Annotated in this window: 21 protein-coding genes; 13 read left to right on the top strand and 8 right to left on the bottom strand. The window is 72.6% G+C overall.

What is annotated here, in order from left to right:
- Positions 1–11 precede the first annotated feature (11 nt).
- From ACFC1I_RS10025 to ACFC1I_RS10015, 3 genes are read left to right on the top strand one after another with little or no spacing between them, the layout of a single operon-like run.
- Positions 12–2,528 carry an FdhF/YdeP family oxidoreductase gene (locus ACFC1I_RS10025; RefSeq protein ID WP_376008534.1) on the top strand — a complete coding sequence of 839 codons (2,517 nt, stop codon included), beginning with the start codon at positions 12–14 and terminating at the stop codon, positions 2,526–2,528.
- A 27-nt stretch (positions 2,529–2,555) separates the two neighbouring features.
- Positions 2,556–3,035: a molybdenum cofactor biosynthesis protein B gene (locus ACFC1I_RS10020; protein WP_376008532.1), complete on the top strand. Its 480-nt coding sequence runs from the start codon at positions 2,556–2,558 to the stop codon at positions 3,033–3,035.
- A complete protein-coding gene (locus tag ACFC1I_RS10015; protein WP_376008530.1) occupies positions 3,035–3,475 on the top strand; it encodes a molybdenum cofactor biosynthesis protein MoaE in 441 nt (146 codons plus the stop codon). The genes ACFC1I_RS10020 and ACFC1I_RS10015 overlap by 1 nt, the downstream gene beginning before the upstream one ends.
- Before the next feature lie 406 nt (positions 3,476–3,881).
- Here ACFC1I_RS10015 and ACFC1I_RS10010 read toward each other — a convergent pair whose 3' ends face one another.
- The 8 genes from ACFC1I_RS10010 to ACFC1I_RS09975 form a co-directional block, all read right to left on the bottom strand.
- Positions 3,882–4,115, bottom strand: coding sequence for a MoaD/ThiS family protein (locus ACFC1I_RS10010; RefSeq protein ID WP_376008528.1), 234 nt, complete (start codon positions 4,113–4,115; stop codon positions 3,882–3,884).
- Positions 4,115–4,384: a DUF6457 domain-containing protein gene (locus ACFC1I_RS10005; RefSeq protein ID WP_376008526.1), complete on the bottom strand. Its 270-nt coding sequence runs from the start codon at positions 4,382–4,384 to the stop codon at positions 4,115–4,117. Before ACFC1I_RS10005 ends, ACFC1I_RS10010 begins: the two co-directional genes overlap by 1 nt.
- Entirely contained in the window at positions 4,381–5,004 is a 624-nt protein-coding gene (locus ACFC1I_RS10000; RefSeq protein WP_376008524.1) for a molybdenum cofactor guanylyltransferase, read from the bottom strand. The genes ACFC1I_RS10005 and ACFC1I_RS10000 overlap by 4 nt, the downstream gene beginning before the upstream one ends.
- Positions 5,001–5,492 (bottom strand): cyclic pyranopterin monophosphate synthase MoaC, encoded by a 492-nt coding sequence (moaC, locus tag ACFC1I_RS09995; protein WP_376008522.1) that lies wholly within the window; start codon positions 5,490–5,492, stop codon positions 5,001–5,003. The genes ACFC1I_RS10000 and moaC overlap by 4 nt, the downstream gene beginning before the upstream one ends.
- On the bottom strand, positions 5,489–6,733 hold the full coding sequence (gene glp / locus ACFC1I_RS09990; RefSeq protein WP_376008520.1) for a gephyrin-like molybdotransferase Glp: 1,245 nt from the start codon (positions 6,731–6,733) through the stop codon (positions 5,489–5,491). Before glp ends, moaC begins: the two co-directional genes overlap by 4 nt.
- Complete coding sequence (locus ACFC1I_RS09985; protein ID WP_376008518.1) at positions 6,730–7,878, bottom strand: ThiF family adenylyltransferase; 1,149 nt, start codon at positions 7,876–7,878, stop codon at positions 6,730–6,732. The genes glp and ACFC1I_RS09985 overlap by 4 nt, the downstream gene beginning before the upstream one ends.
- Before the next feature lie 108 nt (positions 7,879–7,986).
- On the bottom strand, positions 7,987–8,349 hold the full coding sequence (locus ACFC1I_RS09980; protein ID WP_376008516.1) for an MmcQ/YjbR family DNA-binding protein: 363 nt from the start codon (positions 8,347–8,349) through the stop codon (positions 7,987–7,989).
- Positions 8,350–8,387: 38 nt separating this feature from the next.
- Entirely contained in the window at positions 8,388–9,395 is a 1,008-nt protein-coding gene (locus ACFC1I_RS09975) for a LacI family DNA-binding transcriptional regulator (protein WP_376008514.1), read from the bottom strand.
- A 189-nt stretch (positions 9,396–9,584) separates the two neighbouring features.
- Here ACFC1I_RS09975 and ACFC1I_RS09970 point away from each other — a divergent pair, with 189 nt between their 5' ends.
- From ACFC1I_RS09970 to ACFC1I_RS09925, 10 genes are read left to right on the top strand one after another with little or no spacing between them, the layout of a single operon-like run.
- The gene (locus ACFC1I_RS09970; protein WP_376008512.1) at positions 9,585–10,367 is read left to right on the top strand and encodes a LamB/YcsF family protein; all 783 of its coding nucleotides are present in this window, start codon (positions 9,585–9,587) and stop codon (positions 10,365–10,367) included.
- Positions 10,364–11,074 carry an allophanate hydrolase subunit 1 gene (locus ACFC1I_RS09965; protein ID WP_376008510.1) on the top strand — a complete coding sequence of 237 codons (711 nt, stop codon included), beginning with the start codon at positions 10,364–10,366 and terminating at the stop codon, positions 11,072–11,074. Before ACFC1I_RS09970 ends, ACFC1I_RS09965 begins: the two co-directional genes overlap by 4 nt.
- Entirely contained in the window at positions 11,071–12,078 is a 1,008-nt protein-coding gene (locus ACFC1I_RS09960; protein WP_376008508.1) for a biotin-dependent carboxyltransferase family protein, read from the top strand. The genes ACFC1I_RS09965 and ACFC1I_RS09960 overlap by 4 nt, the downstream gene beginning before the upstream one ends.
- Entirely contained in the window at positions 12,075–12,830 is a 756-nt protein-coding gene (locus ACFC1I_RS09955) for an SDR family oxidoreductase (RefSeq protein ID WP_376008506.1), read from the top strand. Before ACFC1I_RS09960 ends, ACFC1I_RS09955 begins: the two co-directional genes overlap by 4 nt.
- Positions 12,831–12,841: 11 nt before the next feature.
- Positions 12,842–13,531, top strand: a complete 690-nt coding sequence (locus tag ACFC1I_RS09950) for a 4-carboxy-4-hydroxy-2-oxoadipate aldolase/oxaloacetate decarboxylase (RefSeq protein ID WP_376008504.1) — start codon at positions 12,842–12,844, stop codon at positions 13,529–13,531.
- Entirely contained in the window at positions 13,528–14,763 is a 1,236-nt protein-coding gene (locus tag ACFC1I_RS09945; RefSeq protein WP_376008502.1) for an aspartate transaminase, read from the top strand. The genes ACFC1I_RS09950 and ACFC1I_RS09945 overlap by 4 nt, the downstream gene beginning before the upstream one ends.
- Positions 14,763–16,028: a Glu/Leu/Phe/Val dehydrogenase gene (locus ACFC1I_RS09940; protein ID WP_376008500.1), complete on the top strand. Its 1,266-nt coding sequence runs from the start codon at positions 14,763–14,765 to the stop codon at positions 16,026–16,028. The genes ACFC1I_RS09945 and ACFC1I_RS09940 overlap by 1 nt, the downstream gene beginning before the upstream one ends.
- Positions 16,029–16,046: 18 nt before the next feature.
- The gene (locus ACFC1I_RS09935) at positions 16,047–17,096 is read left to right on the top strand and encodes a D-2-hydroxyacid dehydrogenase (RefSeq protein ID WP_376008498.1); all 1,050 of its coding nucleotides are present in this window, start codon (positions 16,047–16,049) and stop codon (positions 17,094–17,096) included.
- Positions 17,097–17,107: 11 nt separating this feature from the next.
- Positions 17,108–17,881, top strand: coding sequence for an SDR family oxidoreductase (locus ACFC1I_RS09930; RefSeq protein WP_376008496.1), 774 nt, complete (start codon positions 17,108–17,110; stop codon positions 17,879–17,881).
- Positions 17,871–18,932, top strand: a complete 1,062-nt coding sequence (locus ACFC1I_RS09925; RefSeq protein ID WP_376008494.1) for an L-idonate 5-dehydrogenase — start codon at positions 17,871–17,873, stop codon at positions 18,930–18,932. The genes ACFC1I_RS09930 and ACFC1I_RS09925 overlap by 11 nt, the downstream gene beginning before the upstream one ends.
- Position 18,933 lies beyond the last annotated feature (1 nt).

Genomic DNA, 18,933 nt, shown 5'->3' with positions numbered 1-18,933 from the left:
AGCCTGGAGACATGGCGACGAAGCCCCCGACAGCCGACATCGACGAGACCCGCGTGCGCTCGACGCGACCCAAGAAAGTCGCGGTGGGCGTGCCGGCGGTGCTGCACGCGCTCGAGATCGCGAACGAGCAGATGGGCGTCGCGCGCTCGGTGCAGACGCTCATGCGCGTCAACCAGAAGGACGGCTTCGACTGCCCCGGCTGCGCGTGGCCCGAGGAGGACAAGCGCCACATCGCGGAGTTCTGCGAGAACGGCGCGAAGGCCGTCGCCGAGGAGGCGACGCTGCGCCGCGTCGGGCCGGAGTTCTTCGCGGCGCACTCGCTCGACGAGCTCCGCGCGCACGACGACTGGTGGCTCGGTCAGCAGGGGCGGCTGACGCACCCCATGGTGCGGGACGAGGGTGCGACGCACTACCGTCCGATCTCGTGGGACGACGCGCTCGCCCTCGTCGCCGACGAGCTCCGCGCGCTGGACGACCCCGACGAGGCAGTCTTCTACACCTCCGGCCGGACCTCGAACGAGGCCGCCTTCCTGTACCAGCTACTCGTGCGCGGCATCGGCACGAACAACCTGCCGGACTGCTCGAACATGTGCCACGAGTCATCCGGATCCGCCCTCACCGAGACCATCGGCATCGGCAAGGGCACGGTGTCGATCGAGGACGTCCACGAGGCCGACCTGCTCATCGTCGCCGGCCAGAACCCCGGCACCAACCACCCGCGCATGCTGTCGGCTCTCGAGAAGGCCAAGCAGCGCGGCGCGACGATCATCGCGGTGAACCCGCTCCCCGAGGCGGGGCTCATGCGCTTCGAGAACCCGCAGACCGTGCGCGGCGTCGCCTTCGGCGGCACGAAGCTCGCCGACGAGTTCGTGCAGATCCGCCTCGGCGGCGATCAGGCGCTGTTCCAGGCGATCGGCAAGCACCTGCTCGAGGCCGAGGCGGCGGGCGAGGGCGTGCTCGACCACGACTTCATCGCGGCGCACACCAGCGGATTCGACGCGTACCGTCAGGCGATGACGGATGCTGCGTGGCGCGACCTCGTCGTCGCCACAGGCCTTCCCGAAAAGGCGCTGCGCCGCGTCGGCGAGGCCGTGCGCACGTCGAAGGCCACGATCGTCTGCTGGGCGATGGGGCTGACGCAGCACAAGCACTCGGTCGCCACGCTGCGCGACATCGTCAACGTGCTGCTGCTGCAGGGCAACATCGGGCGGCCGGGCGCCGGCGTCTGCCCGGTGCGCGGACACTCGAACGTGCAGGGCGATCGCACCGTGGGCATCTACGAGAAGCCGGCGACGGCGTTCCTCGACGCGCTCGACGCCGAGTTCGCGTTCGAGGCGCCGCGCGAGCACGGGTTCGACACGGTGCAGGCGATCCGCGCGATGCGCGACGGCCAGGTGCGCTTCTTCATGGGCATGGGCGGCAACTTCGTGTCGGCGACCCCCGACACCGCCGTGGTCGAAGCCGGGATGGAGCGCGTCGGGCTCACCGTGCAGGTGTCGACGAAGCTCAACCGATCGCACGTCGTCACCGGCCGCCGCGCGCTGATCCTGCCGACGCTCGGCCGCACCGACCGCGACCGCCGCGGCGGCCGCGAGCAGCGCGTCACCGTCGAGGACTCGATGGGCGCCGTCCACTCGTCTCGGGGCCGCCTCGCCCCGCCGTCGGAGGAGCTCCTCAGCGAGGTCGCGATCGTCGCGCGCCTGAGCGCGCTCGTGTTCCAAGGGGCGGCTGCGACCCCCGCGCTCGTGTCTTCGAATCAGGCGATGAGGCGAAATCAGGTGGATTCGGGGCTGAACGTGCCTGATGGTGCGTCATCGCCTGATTCGAGCACCGGCGCGGCGCGGGGGAGCACGGCGGTGAACGCGGACCACGGGCTTCCCGAGCACGGTGCCGCAGAGGCCGAGCCGGCGGATCCGGCCGGGCTGCAGCATCCGTCCAACGTCCCCCAGGCGGACTGGGCGGCGCTCGAGGCCGACTACGCGCTCATCCGCGCGCACATCGAGCGCGTGATCCCGGGGTTCGACGACTACGAGGAGCGCATCGACAAGGGGCGCACGCTGCACCTGCCGAACGGGCCTCGCGACGCGCGGCGCTTCGCCACCGCCGACGGCAAGGCGCGGTTCACGGTGAATCCGCTGGAGTACCCGGTGATCCCGCGGGGCCGGCTGCTGCTTCAGACCCTGCGCTCGCACGACCAGTACAACACCACGATCTACGGCAAGGACGACCGGTACCGGGGCATCCACGGCGGCCGGCGCGTGGTGCTCGTGAACGCGAAGGACATCGTGTCGCTCGGCTTCGCCGAGAACGACGTCGTCGACCTCGTGTCGGAGTGGACGCGCCCCGACGGCACGATCGAGGAGCGCCGCGCCGAGGAGTTCCGCATCGTCGCGTACCGCACCCCGCGGGGGAACGCCGCCGCCTACTACCCCGAGACGAACGTGCTCGTGCCGCTCGACTCGGTCGCCGACGTCTCGGGCACGCCCACGTCGAAGTCGGTGATCGTGCGGCTCGAGCGCCGCGCGTGAGGCGGGCGCGCGCCTAGGCTGGGGGGCATGACCCGAGCCGCCGTCGTCACCGTGTCGGACCGCTCGGCCGCGGGCTCGCGCGCGGACGAGAGCGGTCCGATCGCCGTCGCCGCCCTGCGCGACGCCGGCTTCGACTGCGCGGACGCGGTCGTCGTGCCGGATGGTGCCGACAGCGTCGAGCGCGCGCTCACCGCCGAGGTCGTCGCGGGCGTGAAGCTCATCGTCACGACGGGTGGCACGGGCGTCTCGCCGCGCGATCAGACCCCCGAGGGCACGGCGCGCGTCGTGACGCGCCAGATCCCCGGGCTGGCGGAGGAGCTGCGACGGCGCGGCGCGGCCGAGAAGCCCGCGGGCATGCTGACGCGCGGGCTCGCCGGCGTCGTCGACCCGCACGGCGTGCTCGTCGTGAATCTTCCCGGATCACCCGGGGGCGTGGCATCCGGCATGCCCGTGCTGCTGTCGGTCGCCGGCCACGTGCTCGACCAGCTCGGTGGGAGCGACCACTGATGACCGTGTCGACAGACGCCGTGCGCATCGCGGCGATCAGCGCCGAACCGCTCGACCTCGACGCGCACCTGCGCGCGGTCGACGACTCCCGCATGGGCGCGGTCAGCACGTTCGTGGGTCGCGTGCGCGATCATGATCCGGATGCTGCGACCGCCGTCGTCGGACTCGAATACTCCGCCCACCCCGATGCCGAGGCGACGCTCGCCCGGCTGGCGTCGGCGGCGGTCGGGGCGACCGGGGCGCTCGTCGCGGTCTCGCACCGGGTCGGCACACTGCAGGTCGGCGATGCTGCCGTCGTGATCGCGGTGACGTCCGCGCACCGGGCCGAGGCGTTCGAGGTCTGCCGCACGCTCATCGAGTCGATCAAGACCGACCTCCCGGTGTGGAAGCGCCAGCTCGAATCCGACGGCACCGCCACCTGGCTCGGCCTCGGCGGCTGAGCGCCCGGCGCTGCGCGCCCGGACACAACATCGGATCCGCACCTGAGGATGGCGGCGGCGACACGCCGTGGCGCGGCATCCATTCTCGGCGTGTCGCCTGCGCGGTCCGCACCTGCGGATCCGATTCTGTGTTCGGCGACCGCGGCGGGGCCGCGCAGCTGAGGGGAACCAGCCCCGGACCGGAGGAGATCGGCGGGAGTGAGGGCCTCACGTCATGAACGGCCCTCTGGGCTGCAGATCGCATCGGATCTGCAGCCGCGCTGCGCGCCCTGACACAACATCGGATCCGCACCTGCGGATGGCGGCGGTGACACGCCGTGGCGCGGCATCCATTCTCGGCGTGTCGCCTGCGCGGTCCGCACCTGCGGATCCGATTCTGTGTTCGGCGGAGGGGCCGCGCGGCGGATCAGCCCCCGGCGAAGGGCGGCAGCACGTCGACGAGCTCGTCGGCGCCGAGGGGCGTGTCGTCGGAGACGCGCGAGCCGCCGACGAGCACGGCGCAGCGGGGGAGGATGCCGCCGAGCCCGGGGTGGGCCGCCGACACCGCCGCGCGCAGCGCGCCGAGCGTGACCTCGGAGCGGCGTTCGGTGTCGAGGCCGGTGGCCTCCTGGGCGGCGGCGAAGTAGCGGACGACGGCCATTAGACCTCCCACTCGTTCGCCATCGCGGTGATCGCGGCGACGGCGGCGGCGGTGTCTTCGGGCGTGCCGCCCGCGCGGCCGGCGACGAGACCGGCGGCGAACGCGCTGAACGGCGCCGCGGGGCGGGCGACGCCGAGCGCCACGTCACGCGCGAGGTCGAGGATCAGCGACACCGGAAGGTCCTCGGGTGCGAGGCCGAACCGCTCGCGCAGGGCGTCGGCCCACGCGTCGAGGGCTTCGGGCGGAAGTGTGCGGGACTGCTCGCTCATGACGGCTCCTCCGGGACGTGCTCGGCCCGCCTGCGGGCCTCCTCCAGATCCTCCCACGTGTCGACGTCGCGGGTCAGGTCGTCGGGCGCCGCGACGACCGCGATCGCGAGATCGGCGAGCAGGGCACGCACGGACGCGTCGCGACCGGCATCGGGGAGGACGGATGCTGCGGCCCGCAGCGCGGCCGTGCGATACGCGCCGATCAGCCACTGCGGCCGGCTCGTCGGGTCGGCGAGGCAGATTCCGTCGGTGTCGGTGGGGAGGAGCAGGATGTCGTCCACCAGTCGCCGCACGGCGGCGCCGACGCCGGGGAGGTCGCATGCGAGCAGGAGCGTCCAGGTCGGGTCGTCCGCCTCCGGCCACGAGGCGAGGGCCGCGACCACCGCCGCCGCCGGACCGGCGAAGGGCGGGTCTTCGCGCACCCAGGTGACGGGCAGCGCTTCGTCGAGAACCGGTGCGACCACCGTGATCGGCCGGGCTGCCGCATCCGTCGCGGCCGACACCGCGGCGGCGAGCAGCGTGCGCCCGCCGACGTCGAACAGGGGCTTCGCGGCGCCGTCGACCCGGGAGGCGCGGCCGCCGGCGAGGAGGATCGCGCCGAGGGCGTGAGTCGAGGTCATGCCTCGCCCGGGCGGTGCCACTCGCCGCTCTTGCCGCCGGTCTTCGTCACGATGCGGACATTCTCGATCGAGGTGCCCTTGTCGAGGCCCTTCACCATGTCGACGACCGCGAGGGCCGCGACCGAGACGGCGGTGAGCGCTTCCATCTCGACGCCCGTGCGGTCGGCGGTGCGAACCGTCGCCTCGATGCGGACGCCGTCGTCGTCGATCGCGAGGTCGAGCGTGGCGCCGTGCACGCCGATGACGTGCGCGAGCGGCAGGAGTTCGGGCGTGCGCTTGGCGGCCTGGATCCCAGAGATGCGCGCGACGGCGAGGACGTCGCCCTTGGGCACAGAGCCGTCGCGGAGCGCCGCGACGACATCGGCGGCGCACCGCACGAACCCGCGCGCGGTGGCCGAGCGCACCGTCGGCTGCTTGAGGGTCACGTCGACCATGCGCGCGTGGCCCGCCTCGTCGAGGTGCGTGAACGTCGGCTGCTCGCTGCTCATGAGATCAGCATGACATCGACGAGGTCGCCGGCCTCGACGGCGTCGACGTCGGCCGGCACGACCGCGTAGGCCTCGGCGCGGCCGAGCCCGCCGGCGAGATGCGAGCCGCCGGAGGTCGCGGGGACGACGCGCCAGGAGCGCGGATCCGTGCGATCGATCGTGACGGGGAGGTACTGCCGACGCTCCGGCGGCGTGCGCCAGCCGGCGGCTGCGGGCAGTGTGAGGAACGGACGCTCGAGGACAGCGCGGCCCTGCAGGCGCAGCAGCGCGGGGCGCACGAAGACCTCGAACGACACCGCGGCGCTGACGGGGTTGCCGGGCAGGCCGAACAGCAGTGTCCCCGCGTCGAGAACGCCGAATCCCTGCGGCTTGCCCGGCTGCATCGCGATCTTCGAGAACGTCATCGTGCGCGCGAGCGTCGTCTTGACGACCTCGTAGGCGCCCGCGCTCACGCCGCCTGAGAACACGACGGCGTCGGCGCGATGCGGGGACCGCGGGTCCGTCACCTCGGCGAGCAGGGCGTCGAGGTCGCCGGGCTCGTCGGGAACGCTCGCGCGGCGCACGACGTCGGCGCCGGCATCCGCGGCGAGGGCCGCGAGCAGCACGCTGTTCGACTCCGGGATCTGACCGCGGCGCAGCGGCGCCCCGGGCTCGACCAGCTCACTACCGGTCGAGACGACAGCCACGCGCGGTCGCCGCGACACCACGACCTCGGCGACTCCGCAGGCCGCGACCGCCGCGACCTGCAACGCACCGAGCGCGACCCCGGCGGCGAGCACCTCGTCGCCGGCGTGCGCATCCTCACCGGCGCGGCGGATGTGTGCGCCGACCGCGCGCGGCACGCGCCGCACCGAGATCGCGCCGAGCGAGTCGGCGAGCCCGCCGGCGGTGTCTTCGAACGGCACGATGGCGTCCGCGTCCGACGGGACCGGCGACCCCGTCATGATGCGCGCGGCCTCTCCGGGCGCGAGCGCGGGGTCGGCGTCGGTGCCTGCCGGCAGGTCGGCGACGACCCGGAGCATCGCGGGGGCGTCGGGCGCAGCATCCCTCACATCCGCGAAGCGCACGGCGAAGCCGTCCATGGCGGAGTTGTCGAAGATGGGGATGTCGACGGCGGCCCGCACAGGCTCCGCGAGCGTGCGACCGTGCGCGTCGGCCAGCGGCACCCGCTCGCCGGGCAGCGGCCCAGCGGCGGCGAGCACGTCGGCGAGCTGGTCCTCGACGGTGCGAAGCCCGCTCACGCGTGGACCGCCGCGATGTCGCGGTTGTACGCGTCGATGCCTCCGGCGAGGACGGATGCCTCGATCCCGGCGCCGCGCAACGCCACCGCCGCGCGCTGCGCGCGCATACCCACCTGGCACACCACGACGACCGCCGCAGCCTCGGCCCGAGAGGGATCCGCGAGCACGTCGCCGAGGGGCAGCAGCACCGAACCCGGGATGACGCCCCGCTCGGTCTCGAAGGGCTCGCGCACGTCCAGCAGCACCGCGCCGGCGCGCTGCGCCGCAAGGGCCTCGGCGGGGGAGAGCTGGGGGATCGCGGGTGCCTGCGCGGCCACGGGTTCCGGCGCCGCCGGTGCGGTCGCAAGTGCCGGCGCCGCAGCATCCCGTCCCGCATCCGCGGCCGGCCGCAGCGGCACCTCGGTCGTCCGTCCGCGGAGGGCGTCGATCACGAGCACCCGGCCGAGGAGCGGCTCGCCCACGCCGGTGATCAGCTTCACGGCCTCGGTCGCGAGGATCGACCCGACCTGCAGGCATAGCGCGCCGAGCACGCCGACCTGCGCGCACGACGGCGCTTCGCGACCGGCGTCGGGCGGGTACAGGTCTGCGAGTCGCACCGGCGTCTCACCTGCGGGCGGCGCCGACCAGAAGACGGTGGCCTGCGCGTGGAACTCCTGCACGACACCCCACACCAGCGGAACACCGAGCTGTTCGCACGCCGCGGCGACGGCCTCGCGCGTCTCGAACGTGTCGGTGCCGTCGACCACGACGTCGGCGCCGGCGAGGAGCTCGGCGGCATTCGCCGGTGTGAGCAGCGCCGACACCGGCCGCACCACGGTGGTGGGCGACAGGTCGGCGGCGATGCGCACCGCCGAATCGACCTTCGCCGCGCCCACATCGCTCACCCGGTGCATGACCTGGCGCTGGAGATTGGATGCCTCGACCCTGTCGTCGTCGATCACGGTGAGGGTGCCGACACCCGCGGCCGCGAGCGCGAGCACGACCGGCGAGCCGAGACCACCGGCCCCGACCACCGCGACGTGCGCGGCGGCGAGCCGGCGCTGGGCGATCTCGCCGAAACCGGCCAGCACCCGGTGGCGGGCGGTGCGCGTGCGTTCGGCGTCGGTCAGTTCGGCGACCGGCTCCACGAGCGGGGGAAATGCCATGGCTTCAGGCTAGCCGCGCAGGTCGGCGCGGAGGCCGTTCACGCTGCGTGCGCACCGGCGCTGTCCGTACCCGTGCCCGCCCGCGAAGCGACCGGCGCGAGCGCAGGACTAGTCGGCGCCCGGGCCGCGGTACTTCTTCGGCAGCCCCGCGAGCACGAGCTCATAGGAGCGGTCGATCGCCTCGCGCAGCTCGTCATCGGGGATCGCGCCGCCGGTTCTGAGGGTGTTCCAGCCGGAGCGTCCGATGTACGCCGAGACGCGGGCGTCGTCCGGGTAGCGGGCGAGCCAGTCGTCCGCCTCGTCGCGGGTCGTCGCCGCTTTGACGCCGATCGAGCTGCCGTCGCCGAGGAAGACGAAGATCTTGCCGCGGTCGCCCGGCCCCACCTTGAAGACCACGTCGCCCTCCCAGGGCTCGTCCTCCCAGGCTCCCCACTTGGCGGCGCAGTACGCGTGGATGTCGTCCGGGCTCATGCCGCCCAGTATCCTCGCTCCGCGAACGGCGGGTCCGGTCAGACGCGAGCGGGGCCGGTGGACTCGCGGACCGTCAGGTGCGCCGACAGGTAGTCGACGCGCGGCTGGGGCTTCGAGGTCAGCTGGCTGATCAGCAGTTCGGTCGCCGCGCGGCCCGCGCGCTCGCCGGGGGAGGTGATCGTGGTCAGCGGCGGGTTGGCGGTGGCGGCGCCGAAGATGTCGTCGCAGCCGATCACGCTGATGTCTTCGGGCACCCGCACTCCGCGGTGGCGCAGACGCGCCATGGCGCCGATCGCGAGGGTGTCGTTGAAGAAGAGCGATGCGGTCGCGCCCGACAGCGCGACCGCATCGGCCGCGGCGGCGCCCGCCTCGAGCGACGGGTGGAACGCACCGAGCGGCACCAGCTCGGTGCCGTTGCGCTCGGCGGCGGGCAGCAGCGCCTCCAGGCGCGTGCGGTCGGTCCACGACGTCTCGGGACCGCGGACGTACGCGACGCGGCGGTGGCCGAGCGAGTGCAGATAGTCGAGTGCGTTGACGGATGCCGCGGGCGTGGCGATCACGATGCCCGAGATGCCGGGCACCTCGCGGTTGATGACGACGAGCGGCACGGCGTCCGCGATGGCCTTGAGCGCGTCGTCGTCGGTGCGCGGCGACGCGATGACCACGCCGTCCACGGTCCGCGACAGATCCCTGAGCCACTCCTGCTCGACGTGTGCGGATTCCTCGGTGCTGATGAGGAGGCTGAGGAACCCCGCGGCCTGGCACTGCGCCTGGCTCCCGCGGATCAGATCGAACACGAACGGGTTGCTGATGTTGGGCAGCACGAGGCCGATCGTGCCGCGCGCCCGCGATTGACCGGCCGACGGCAGCGTGGCGGACGCGTAGCCCATCTCGACGGCCTTCGCGCGGATCCGCTCGTACATCTCGGGGCTGACGCGGTTGGGATTGCTCAGCGCCCGGGAGACGGTCGAGGGGGCGACCCCGCAGGCGTGGGCGATGTCGGTCAGCGTCACACGCCGCCGGAAACGCCGGTCGGGAATGGCCATCCGCTCTCCTTCTCGCAAGAGTTCACGGCACAGTCTGTGCCAAAGTGCAGGGCTCTCGAACTGAGAATAGCGCCTCGAAACGTGGCATCAGCACATTTCTGTGCACGAGCTTGGCACAAACCAGCACAGTTCGTACCGCCATCGGTATCGTGATCCGGGAGCCGAGAGAGATGTCATCCGGAGGTGCTCGTGGGCAATGAAGTCGACCTGGTCGCCGATCTCGGCGAGGGTTTCGGAGACTGGCGGATGGGTGACGACGAGGCGCTCCTCGACGTCCTCACCTCTGCGAACATCGCGTGCGGATTCCACGCCGGCGATCCCCGGATCATGGATGCGACAGTCCGCGCATGCGTCGAGCGCGGTGTCGCTGTCGGTGCCCATCCGAGCTTCCCCGATCTCGTCGGCTTCGGACGCCGCGAGATGGCGCTGACCGCCCACGAGGTGCGCACCGACGTGGTCTACCAGCTCGGCGCGCTGCAGGCGGTCGCCGCGTATCACGGCACGCGCGTCGCGCACATCGCCCCGCACGGCAAGCTCGGCAATCTCGTCGCGGTCCGGCAGGACTACGCGGATGCGGTGGTGGATGCTGTCACCCACGTCGACCGCGACCTCATCGTCCTCGCGCAGGACGGCTGCCTGGCCCGCGCGGCCCGGGCCGCCGGCATCCGTGTCGGCATCGTGGGGATCGCCGACCGCGCCTACCAGGACGACGGCACGCTGGTGCCGCGCAGCGAGGAGGGCGCGGTGATCCACGACCCCGCCGAGATCCGCGACCGCACGGTCCGCATGGTCACGGAGGGCGTGATCCGGAGCCGCGGCGGCCGCGACATCCCCGTCGACTGCGACACGGTCCTCGTCCACGGCGACACCGCGGGCGCCGTGGCGCTGGCGCGGGAGATCCGTCAGGGGCTCGTGGCAGCCGGCGTGACGATCACCGGCCTCGAGCGTGTGCTGGAAGGCAAGAAGCGATGACGACCGAGCGGGCGACCATCTCGTCGAGCGGCGACTCGGCGCTCCGCGTGGTCTCGACGCTGGGCGATCGCGAGGCGAACTGGCGGCTCGCCCACCATCTCGCACGCCACCTCGACGCCGGGGAGATCCCGGGTGTGGTCGGTACCATCCCGACGTACGACGCCCTGCTGATCGAGCTCGACCCGGTCGGGGCCGCGCGCGACAAGCTCATCCCCTTCCTCGAGCACATCATCGATTCGCTCGACGTCGACGCGCCGCTCACCACGAACCCGCGGCACTTCGTCGTGCCGGTGCTGTACGACCTCGAGTTCGCCCCCGACCTCGCAGACGTCGCGGCGGCGCAGGGGCTCTCGGTCGAAGAGATCATCCGCATCCACTCCGAGCCGGAGTACACCGTGCGCTGCCTCGGGTCGCCCGGCGGCTCGCCGATGCTCGACGGCCCCGCCTTCCCGATGCCGGTCCCGCGACTGTCGAGCCCGCGGGCGTCGGTCCCGCAGGGCGTCGTCTCGGTCGCCGGCCGCCAGGCCACCATCACGCCGGCGGTCGCCCCCGGCGGCTGGGCGCTGATCGGACGCACCCCGCTCACGGTGCTGGACCTCACGACCGAACCGTTCGTCCCTTACGCGCCGGGCGACACGATCCGGTTCCGCCCGATCGACCGCGCCGAGTTCGACGCCCGGCTCGGAGAACGGATGGCTGCAGCATGACCGCCGGGCACCTCCTCATCCGCGAGCCGGGCATCTCGGTGCTGACCGACCTCGGCCGCACCTCCGGCCCGCGCTTCGGCGTCCCCGTCAACGGCGCGCTCGACCACTTCTCGGCGCGCGCGGCGAACATCCTGGTCGGCAACGCCGACGGCGCGCCCCTCATCGAGGTGACGGCGATCGCCTTCTCGTTCACCGCCGGCGTCGACGTGCTCGTGTCCGTCACCGGCGCGCCCGTCGACGTCGAGATCGACGGCGTCGAGCGCCCGCAGTGGCAGCCCGTCTCGGTCAGCGCCGGTCAGACGGTGTCGCTCCGGGCGATGACCGGGGGCCTGCGCAGCTATGTCGCGGTGCGGGGCTCGTTCGAGACGCCGTTGCTTCTCGGCAGCTGCGCGCCCGACACCGTCATCGGCTTCGGCAGCCCGCTCGGCGCCGGTGACACCGTGCCGGTGGCCCGCGCCACCGCGCCGGTCTCGAACCCCTTCTACGACGCCGCGCTCTACAACCTGGGCCTCACCACTCCGCCGTATCTGCGCGATGTCGCGCGCGTCGACGTCACCGACGGCCCCGACCTCGCCGACTTCGGCGCCACGGCCGCCCGGCTGTGGGACCGCCCGTTCACGGTGGGCGCGAAGAGCAACCACATCGGCCTGCGCCTGTCGGGCGCGCTGCCGGAGCGCCAGACGACGGGCGAGCTCACCTCGAGGGGCGTCCCCGTCGGCGCCGTCGAGGTCCCGCCCGGTGACGAGCTGCTGATCCTGCATCGCGGACGCGGCGTGACCGCCGGCTACCCGGTGCTCGCCGTCGTCACCGCGACGGGGCTCAACCGGCTCGCGCAGGTGCGCCCGGGCGACGCCGTGGCGTTCCGTCACGTGAGCATCGAGCGCGGCGTCGAGACCGCGCGCGCCGAGCACGACCACCTCGCCGACCTGCGTCGGCGCATCACCACCGTCTTCGAGTCCCTCGGGCTCGACACCGCAGACCACCATCGAAAAGGAGCAGCATGACTTACGCCGACTACAAGACCGCCGTCGTCACCGGCGCGACGAGCGGCATCGGTCGCGGCGCCGTGGATGCCTTCCTCGCACGCGGCCTCACCGTGCACGCCATCGCCCGCGACGCTGCGCGGCTCGGCGAGCTCGAGAAGCAGGGTGCCATCGTCCACCCCCTGAACCTGCGCGACACCGCCGCGCTCGAAGAGGCGCTTTCCGGCGTCGAGGCCGACATCGTCCTCAACAGCGCCGGAGTGAGCCGGATGGGCAACATCCTCGGCTCGTCCCGCGACGACGTGGACGACATGGTCGACGTCAACCTCACCGCCGTGCTGCACGTCGTGCGCTGCCTGCTTCCCGGCATGGTCGAGCGCGACCGCGGTCACATCCTCAACATCAGCTCGATCGCCGGTCACTACAACTTCTTCGGTCACACCGCGTACCACGCGACCAAGGCTGCGATCCACCAGCTGTCGCGTCAGCTGCGCAACGACACGATGGGCCGTCGCATCCGCGTGACCGAGCTGAGCCCCGGCCGCATCGAGACCGAGATCTTCTCCCGCAACCTCGGCGGCACGCCCGAGACCGACCAGGCGGCATGGGCGACCTACTACGAGGGGTACGAGTCGCTGACCGTCCAAGACATCGTGAACGCGATCGACTTCGCCGTCGACGCGCCCCAGCACGTCAACATCGGGCTCGTCGAGCTCATGCCCACATTCCAGGTACCCGGCGGACTGACCTTCGACCGCCGCGAAGACAGCTAAGGAACACCCCCATGGTGCACGTCACTACTCAGATCCCCCGCGCGACCGACGAGGACATCGCGCGTCTCGGCCAGTTCACCGCCGCGACCATCCACGAGGCCCAGGGCCGCCGCGGCGCGCTCAGCTCCACCATCAAGCCGATCGACCGCAACACGTCGTTCGTCGGCACGGCGTTCACGGTGGTCTGCGCCCCGCGCGACAACCTGATGCTGCAGATCGCGATCCACTTCGCGCAGCCCGGCGACGTCCTCCTCGTCTCGGCCGGCGGTTTCCCCGAGGCCGGCATGTTCGGCGACGTGCTCGGCAACGCCGCGCAGGCGAAGGGGATCGCCGCGGTGGTCACCGACTCGGGCGTCCGCGACACGCAGGAGCTCCGCGAGCTCGGCCTCCCCGTCTTCTCGGGGAGCGTCTCGATCAAGGGCACCGTCAAGGAGACCCTCGGCCACATCAACCAGCCGCTCGTGTTCGGCGATGAGGTGATCTACCCGGGCGATGTCGTCAAGGGTGACGCCGACGGCGTCGTCGTGGTGCGTCGCGAGGAGGTCGCCGAGGTCGCACGGCTGTCGGCCGCGCGCGACGCCAACGAGGCCGACCTGATCCGTCGCTACCGCGCGGGCGGCACGACGATCGAGCTCTGCAACCTCGAAGAGGTGCTCCGCATCAAGGGCCTCACCACCGACCTCGATGTGAGCGTGGCATGAGCGTCGCCGCCAGCACGTCGGCGTTCCGCCCCGCAGCCCGGCTGCAGCGGATCAAGCCGTCGCCCAGCACCCTGGCCGCGCAGCGCGTGCGCGAGCTGAAGGCCTCGGGGCGCAGCATCCTGGACCTGACGGTCGGCGAGCCGGACTTCGACACGCCCCAGCACGTCAAGGACGCCGCGGTGGCCGCGATCGCCGCCGGCGAGACGAAGTACACGCCGGTCAACGGCACCCCGGCGCTGCGCCAGGCGATCCGCGAGCACGCGCTGCGGACGCTGGGCGTGGAGTACCCGGACGCCGAGATCACGGTCGGCGGCGGCGGCAAGCAGGTCATCTTCCTCGCGCTCATGGCGAGCGTCGACGAGGGCGACGAGGTCATCGTGCCCGCGCCGTACTGGGTGTCGTACCCCGACATGGTGCGCGCCAACGGCGGAGTCCCGGTGATCGTCGAGACCACCGCCGACGCCGGCTACAAGATCACGCCCGACGCGCTCCGCGCGGCCATCACGCCGCGCACCCGCTGGCTGATCCTCAACACACCGGGCAACCCGACGGGCGTGGTGTACACCGAGGCGGAGCTCGCAGCGCTCGCCGAGGTCGTCGCCGAGAACCCGGGGCTGCTCGTCATGTCGGACGAGATCTACAGCGAGATCTCGTACACGTCCGCGCGCGCGGCCAGCCTCGTGCAGGTCGCCCCGCACCTGAAGAACCAGGTGCTCGTGGTCAACGGCGTGTCGAAGTCGTACGCGATGACGGGCTGGCGGCTCGGGTACGCCCTGGGCGACCCGGCGCTCGTCGCCGCGATCAACACGCTCCAGTCGCAGACGTCGTCGTGCCCGTCGTCGATCAGCCAGGCCGCCGCCGCGGCCGCGCTGTCGGGCCCGCAGGACTTCGTCGCCGAGACGGTCGCCGAGTACCGGCGCCGGCGCGATGTCGCCGTCGCGCGGCTCGCCGCGATCGACGGGCTGAGCCCCCTCACGCCCGACGGCGCGTTCTACGTGTACGTGGACTGCAGCGGCCTCATCGGCCGCCGCACCGCCGCGGGAGCCGTGCTCGCCGACGATCAGGACGTCACCCTCCACCTGCTGGAGGACGCCGGCGTCGCGGTGATCCAGGGATCGGCCTACGGCCAGTCGCCGTTCTTCCGCATCTCGATCGCCACCGACCTCGGCACGATCGAGGCGGCCGCCGACGCGATCGCCGACGCCGTCGCGCGGCTGGGAGAGGCCGACTGATGACACTGGCGGTGTCGCTCGACACCACGACGCCGCTCGACGACGCACGGCTCCAGCTGCGCGACGCCGTCGAGTCGCTCGGCCTCGGCGAGTCCGTGTACGAGCAGCTCGCCCATGCGCGCCGTGAGATGAGCGTCGGGGTGCCGCTGCGCCGCGACGACGGCAGCATCGAGCTGCTGCTCGGCTACCGCGTGCAGCACAACTCGTCGCGCGGGCCGACCAAGGGCGGCCTGCGCTACAGCGAGCACGTCGACCTCGACGAGGTGCGCGCGCTCGCGATGTGGATGACGTGGAAGTGCGCGCTGCTCGACCTGCCGTACGGCGGGGCGAAGGGCGGCGTCACGCTCGACCCGACGCGGTACTCCGTGGCGGAGCTCGAACGCGTCACCCGGCGCTACACGAGCGAGATCCTGCCCATCCTCGGGCCGGAGCGCGACATCCCCGCACCCGACATCGGCACCGACGAGCAGACCATGGCGTGGATGATGGACACGTACTCCGTGGCCAGCGGCTACACCGTGCGCGGCTCGGTCACCGGCAAGCCGGTGTCGCTCGGCGGTTCGCTGGGACGCGCCACCGCGACCTCGCGCGGCGTCGTGCACGTCGCGCTCGCCGCGCTCGCGAGCCGCGGGATCGACGCGACCCGTGCGACGGCAGTCGTGCAGGGATTCGGCAAGGTCGGCCGCCACGCCGCACTCTTCCTCCACCAGGCCGGCACGCGCGTGCTCGGCGTCAGCGACCGGTACGGCGCGATCCACTCGGCCACCGGGCTCGACATCGACGCCGTCGGCCGCTGGGTCGACCTGCACGGCTCGATCGTCGGCTACCCCGGCGCCGACGCGATCGATCCGGCAACCCTCCTCGAGCTCGAGGCCGACCTCCTCGTCCCCGCCGCCGTCGAAGGCGTGATCACCGCCGACAACGCTCCGCGCATCCGCGCGCGCGTCATCGTCGAGGGCGCGAACGGGCCGACCACCGGCGCGGCCGACGAGATCCTCGAGGCCGCCGACGTGCTGGTCGTTCCCGACATCCTCGCCAACGCGGGCGGCGTCGTCGTCTCGTACTTCGAGTGGGTGCAGTCCAACCAGAGCTACCGCTGGAACCTGGACCTCGTCGAGTCGCGCCTCGAGGAGCGCATGCGCGACGCCTGGGACACCGTCTCGGCGTTCGCCGCCGTCCATCACACCACCCTGCGCCGTGCGGCCACCCGCCTCGCCGTCCAGCGCGTGACCGAGGCTCATCAGAGCCGCGGCCTGTACCCCTAGAAAGCCCTGAAAGAGAACATGTCCGACCGCCTGCGCGTCGTCGTCGCCGCACCTTTCGATCCCGCACTCGCTCCCGTCATCACCGATGCCGAGCCGCGCATCGACCTCATCGTCGACCACGACCTCCTTCCGCCGATGCGGCACGCCGCCGACTTCTCCGGCGACCCGTCGTTCCGGCGCACCGCCGAGCAGCAGCGCGAGTTCGACGCGCTCGTCGACTCGGCCGACGTGCTGTACGGCATCCCCGATGTCGATTCCGCCGCGCTCGCCCGCACGGTGCGCGCCAACCCGGGCCTGCGCTGGGTGCAGACCATGGCCGCCGGCGGCGGCGCGCAGGTGCGCGCGGCCGAGCTGGAATCGCGGGAGCTGGAGCGCGTGACCTTCACCACGAGCGCCGGCGTGCACGGGCGCCCGCTCGCGGAGTTCGCGGTGTTCGGCGTGCTGGCCGGGGCCAAGGACCTTCCCCGGCTCGCCGCGCAGCAGCGCTGGCGCCGGTGGACCGGCCGGTGGGCCATGAAGCAGGTGTCCGACATGACGATCGTCGTGCTGGGCCTCGGCGGCATCGGGCGAGAGACCGCGCGCACGCTGAGCCTGCTCGGCGCGAACGTCATCGGGTTCAGCCGCTCGGGCGAAGGGGCACCCGAAGGCACCGTGGGGGAGCGCATCGACCGGCTCGCCGAGTACCTGCCGCAGGCCGACGCGATCGTCGTCACCCTGCCCGGCACGACCGCCACCGAGGGACTGGTCGGCGACGCGGTGTTCGACGCCGTGAAGCCCGGCGCCATCGTGGTCAACGTCGGCCGCGGCACCGTCATCGACGAGGACGCGCTGGTGCGCGCCCTGGCCGACGGCCGTGTGGGCTTCGCCGCCCTCGACGTCTTCGCCGTCGAGCCGCTCGCCGGCACCAGCCCGCTGTGGGACCACCCCAACGTGCTCGTGAGCCCGCACACCGCGGCACTCGACCCCCGCGAAGAGCGCCGCATCGCCGAGCTCTTCGCCGACAACGCCACGCGCCTCCTCGACGGCAGGCCGCTGCGCAACGTCGTCGACACCGTCGAGTTCTACTGAAAGGCCGCGCGATGACCACCTCTCTGTTCGACCTGCGGGGAAGAACCGCCCTCATCACGGGCTCCACCCGCGGCATCGGGTCCGCGCTCGCGGACGGCCTCGCCGCCGCCGGCGCCGACATCGTCGTCAACGGCACGACCGCCGAGGGCGTCGAGCGCGCCGTCGCGGCGCTGGCAGAGCGCCACCCCGAGCGGCGCTTCACGGGTCGCGCCTTCGACATCACCGACGAGGACGCCGTCGAGGAGGCCGTGGCCGGCATCGAGTCCGAGACCGGCGGCATCGACATCCTCGTCAACAACGCGGCGGTGCAGCACCGTCAGCCGATGACCGAGCTCGCCGCTGCCGACTGGCGGCGCGTGATCGAGCTGGACCTCACGGCGCCCTTCCTCGTCGGGCGGACCGTGGCGCGGGGGATGCTCGGGCGCGGCGCCGGCAAGATCATCAACATCTGCTCGATCCAGACCGATCTGGCGCGGCCCACCATCGCGCCGTACACCGCCGCGAAGGGCGGCCTGCGCAACCTCACCCGGGCGATGACCGCGGAGTGGGCGAGCGGGGGACTGCAGATCAACGGCATCGCGCCCGGGTACATCCGCACCGAGATGACGCAGGCGCTCATCGACGACGCGGCCTTCAACTCGTGGGTGGTCGGCCGCACGCCGTCGGGTCGCTGGGGCGAGGTCGACGACCTCGTCGGTCCCGCGGTGTGGCTCGCCTCCGACGCGTCCCGCTATGTCAACGGACAGGTCATCTTCATCGACGGAGGTATGAGCGTTGTCGTCTGAGCACCCGAACCCCGGCGCCCCGGCGCTCCGCACCCGCGCGCTCGTCGTGCACGCCGCGAACGACGTCCGCATCGACGAGGTCGCCGCACCCGATCCCGCTCCCGACGAGGCAGTGCTGCGCATCGCGTACGGCGGCATCTGCGGCTCCGATCTGCACTACTGGAAGCACGGCGCCGCCGGCCAGAGCATCCTGCGCGCCCCGATGGTCCTGGGCCACGAGGTCGTCGGCGTGGTCGAGACCCCCGCCGCCGACGGCACCGGCCCGGCGCAGGGCACCCCGGTCGCCGTGCATCCGGCCACGTACGGCGAGTCCCCGCAGCGCTTCCCCGAGGCGCGCCCGAACATCTCCGGCGGCGTCAGCTACCTCGGGTCCGCCGCGAGGTTCCCGCACAAGGACGGCGGCTTCGCCGACCGCATCGCCCTGCCGGTGTCGATGCTGCGTCCGCTCCCCGCATCGCTCCCGCTGCGGACGGCGGCGCTGATCGAGCCGGCGAGCGTCGCCTGGCACGCCGTGGGGCGCGCGGGCACCGTCGCGGGCAAACGCGTGCTCGTGGTGGGGTCCGGCCCCATCGGCGCGCTGATCGTCGCCGTCGCGGCGGCGCAGGGCGCGTCCGAGATCATCGCGGTCGACGTCCAGCCGTACGCCCTCCAGGTGGCCGAGCGGGTCGGCGCGACCCGCACCCTGCTGGCATCTCAGGCGGACGAGATCGCGGCGGCCGATGCCGACATCGTGTTCGAGTCGTCCGGCAACCCGCGCGGCGTCGCATCGGCGCTGTCGGCCGCCACGCGCGGCGGCCGTGTGGTGCTGGTCGGCCTGCTCCCCGACGGCGACGTCTCGGTCCCGCTCGCGACCGCCATCACGAGGGAGCTCGACGTGGTCGGCTCGTTCCGGTTCCACGACGAGATCGACAGCGTGATCGCTGCCCTTGCCGACGGGTCGCTCCAGATCGACGCCGTCGTCTCGCACGAGTACCCGCTCGACGAGGCCCTGGACGCGCTCGCCGTGGCCGCCGACAGCGGCTCGTCCAGCAAGGTGCTGCTGAGGTTCTGAC

The sequence above is a fragment of the Microbacterium sp. NPDC056044 genome, from assembly GCF_042267145.1.
In the GTDB taxonomy this organism is placed as follows: Bacteria; Actinomycetota; Actinomycetes; order Actinomycetales; family Microbacteriaceae; genus Microbacterium.
This window is presented reverse-complemented; position numbering and strand designations above follow the sequence as displayed.

Excerpts from the sequence above, each read along its gene's own strand:
- ACFC1I_RS09980 (WP_376008516.1), bottom strand. The coding sequence starts at position 8,349 with ATGAGCCCGGACGACATCCACGCGTACTGCGCCGCCAAGTGGGGAGCC.
- ACFC1I_RS09960 (WP_376008508.1), top strand. The coding sequence starts at position 11,071 with ATGACCGCCGGGCACCTCCTCATCCGCGAGCCGGGCATCTCGGTGCTG.
- ACFC1I_RS10015 (WP_376008530.1), top strand. The coding sequence starts at position 3,035 with ATGACCGTGTCGACAGACGCCGTGCGCATCGCGGCGATCAGCGCCGAA.
- ACFC1I_RS09965 (WP_376008510.1), top strand. The coding sequence starts at position 10,364 with ATGACGACCGAGCGGGCGACCATCTCGTCGAGCGGCGACTCGGCGCTC.
- ACFC1I_RS09975 (WP_376008514.1), bottom strand. The coding sequence starts at position 9,395 with ATGGCCATTCCCGACCGGCGTTTCCGGCGGCGTGTGACGCTGACCGAC.
- ACFC1I_RS10000 (WP_376008524.1), bottom strand. The coding sequence starts at position 5,004 with ATGACCTCGACTCACGCCCTCGGCGCGATCCTCCTCGCCGGCGGCCGC.
- ACFC1I_RS09955 (WP_376008506.1), top strand. The coding sequence starts at position 12,075 with ATGACTTACGCCGACTACAAGACCGCCGTCGTCACCGGCGCGACGAGC.
- ACFC1I_RS09930 (WP_376008496.1), top strand. The coding sequence starts at position 17,108 with ATGACCACCTCTCTGTTCGACCTGCGGGGAAGAACCGCCCTCATCACG.
- moaC (WP_376008522.1), bottom strand. The coding sequence starts at position 5,492 with ATGAGCAGCGAGCAGCCGACGTTCACGCACCTCGACGAGGCGGGCCAC.
- ACFC1I_RS09950 (WP_376008504.1), top strand. The coding sequence starts at position 12,842 with ATGGTGCACGTCACTACTCAGATCCCCCGCGCGACCGACGAGGACATC.
- ACFC1I_RS09935 (WP_376008498.1), top strand. The coding sequence starts at position 16,047 with ATGTCCGACCGCCTGCGCGTCGTCGTCGCCGCACCTTTCGATCCCGCA.
- ACFC1I_RS10010 (WP_376008528.1), bottom strand. The coding sequence starts at position 4,115 with ATGGCCGTCGTCCGCTACTTCGCCGCCGCCCAGGAGGCCACCGGCCTC.
- ACFC1I_RS09985 (WP_376008518.1), bottom strand. The coding sequence starts at position 7,878 with ATGGCATTTCCCCCGCTCGTGGAGCCGGTCGCCGAACTGACCGACGCC.
- ACFC1I_RS09940 (WP_376008500.1), top strand. The coding sequence starts at position 14,763 with ATGACACTGGCGGTGTCGCTCGACACCACGACGCCGCTCGACGACGCA.
- ACFC1I_RS10020 (WP_376008532.1), top strand. The coding sequence starts at position 2,556 with ATGACCCGAGCCGCCGTCGTCACCGTGTCGGACCGCTCGGCCGCGGGC.
- ACFC1I_RS10025 (WP_376008534.1), top strand. The coding sequence starts at position 12 with ATGGCGACGAAGCCCCCGACAGCCGACATCGACGAGACCCGCGTGCGC.
- ACFC1I_RS10005 (WP_376008526.1), bottom strand. The coding sequence starts at position 4,384 with ATGAGCGAGCAGTCCCGCACACTTCCGCCCGAAGCCCTCGACGCGTGG.
- ACFC1I_RS09945 (WP_376008502.1), top strand. The coding sequence starts at position 13,528 with ATGAGCGTCGCCGCCAGCACGTCGGCGTTCCGCCCCGCAGCCCGGCTG.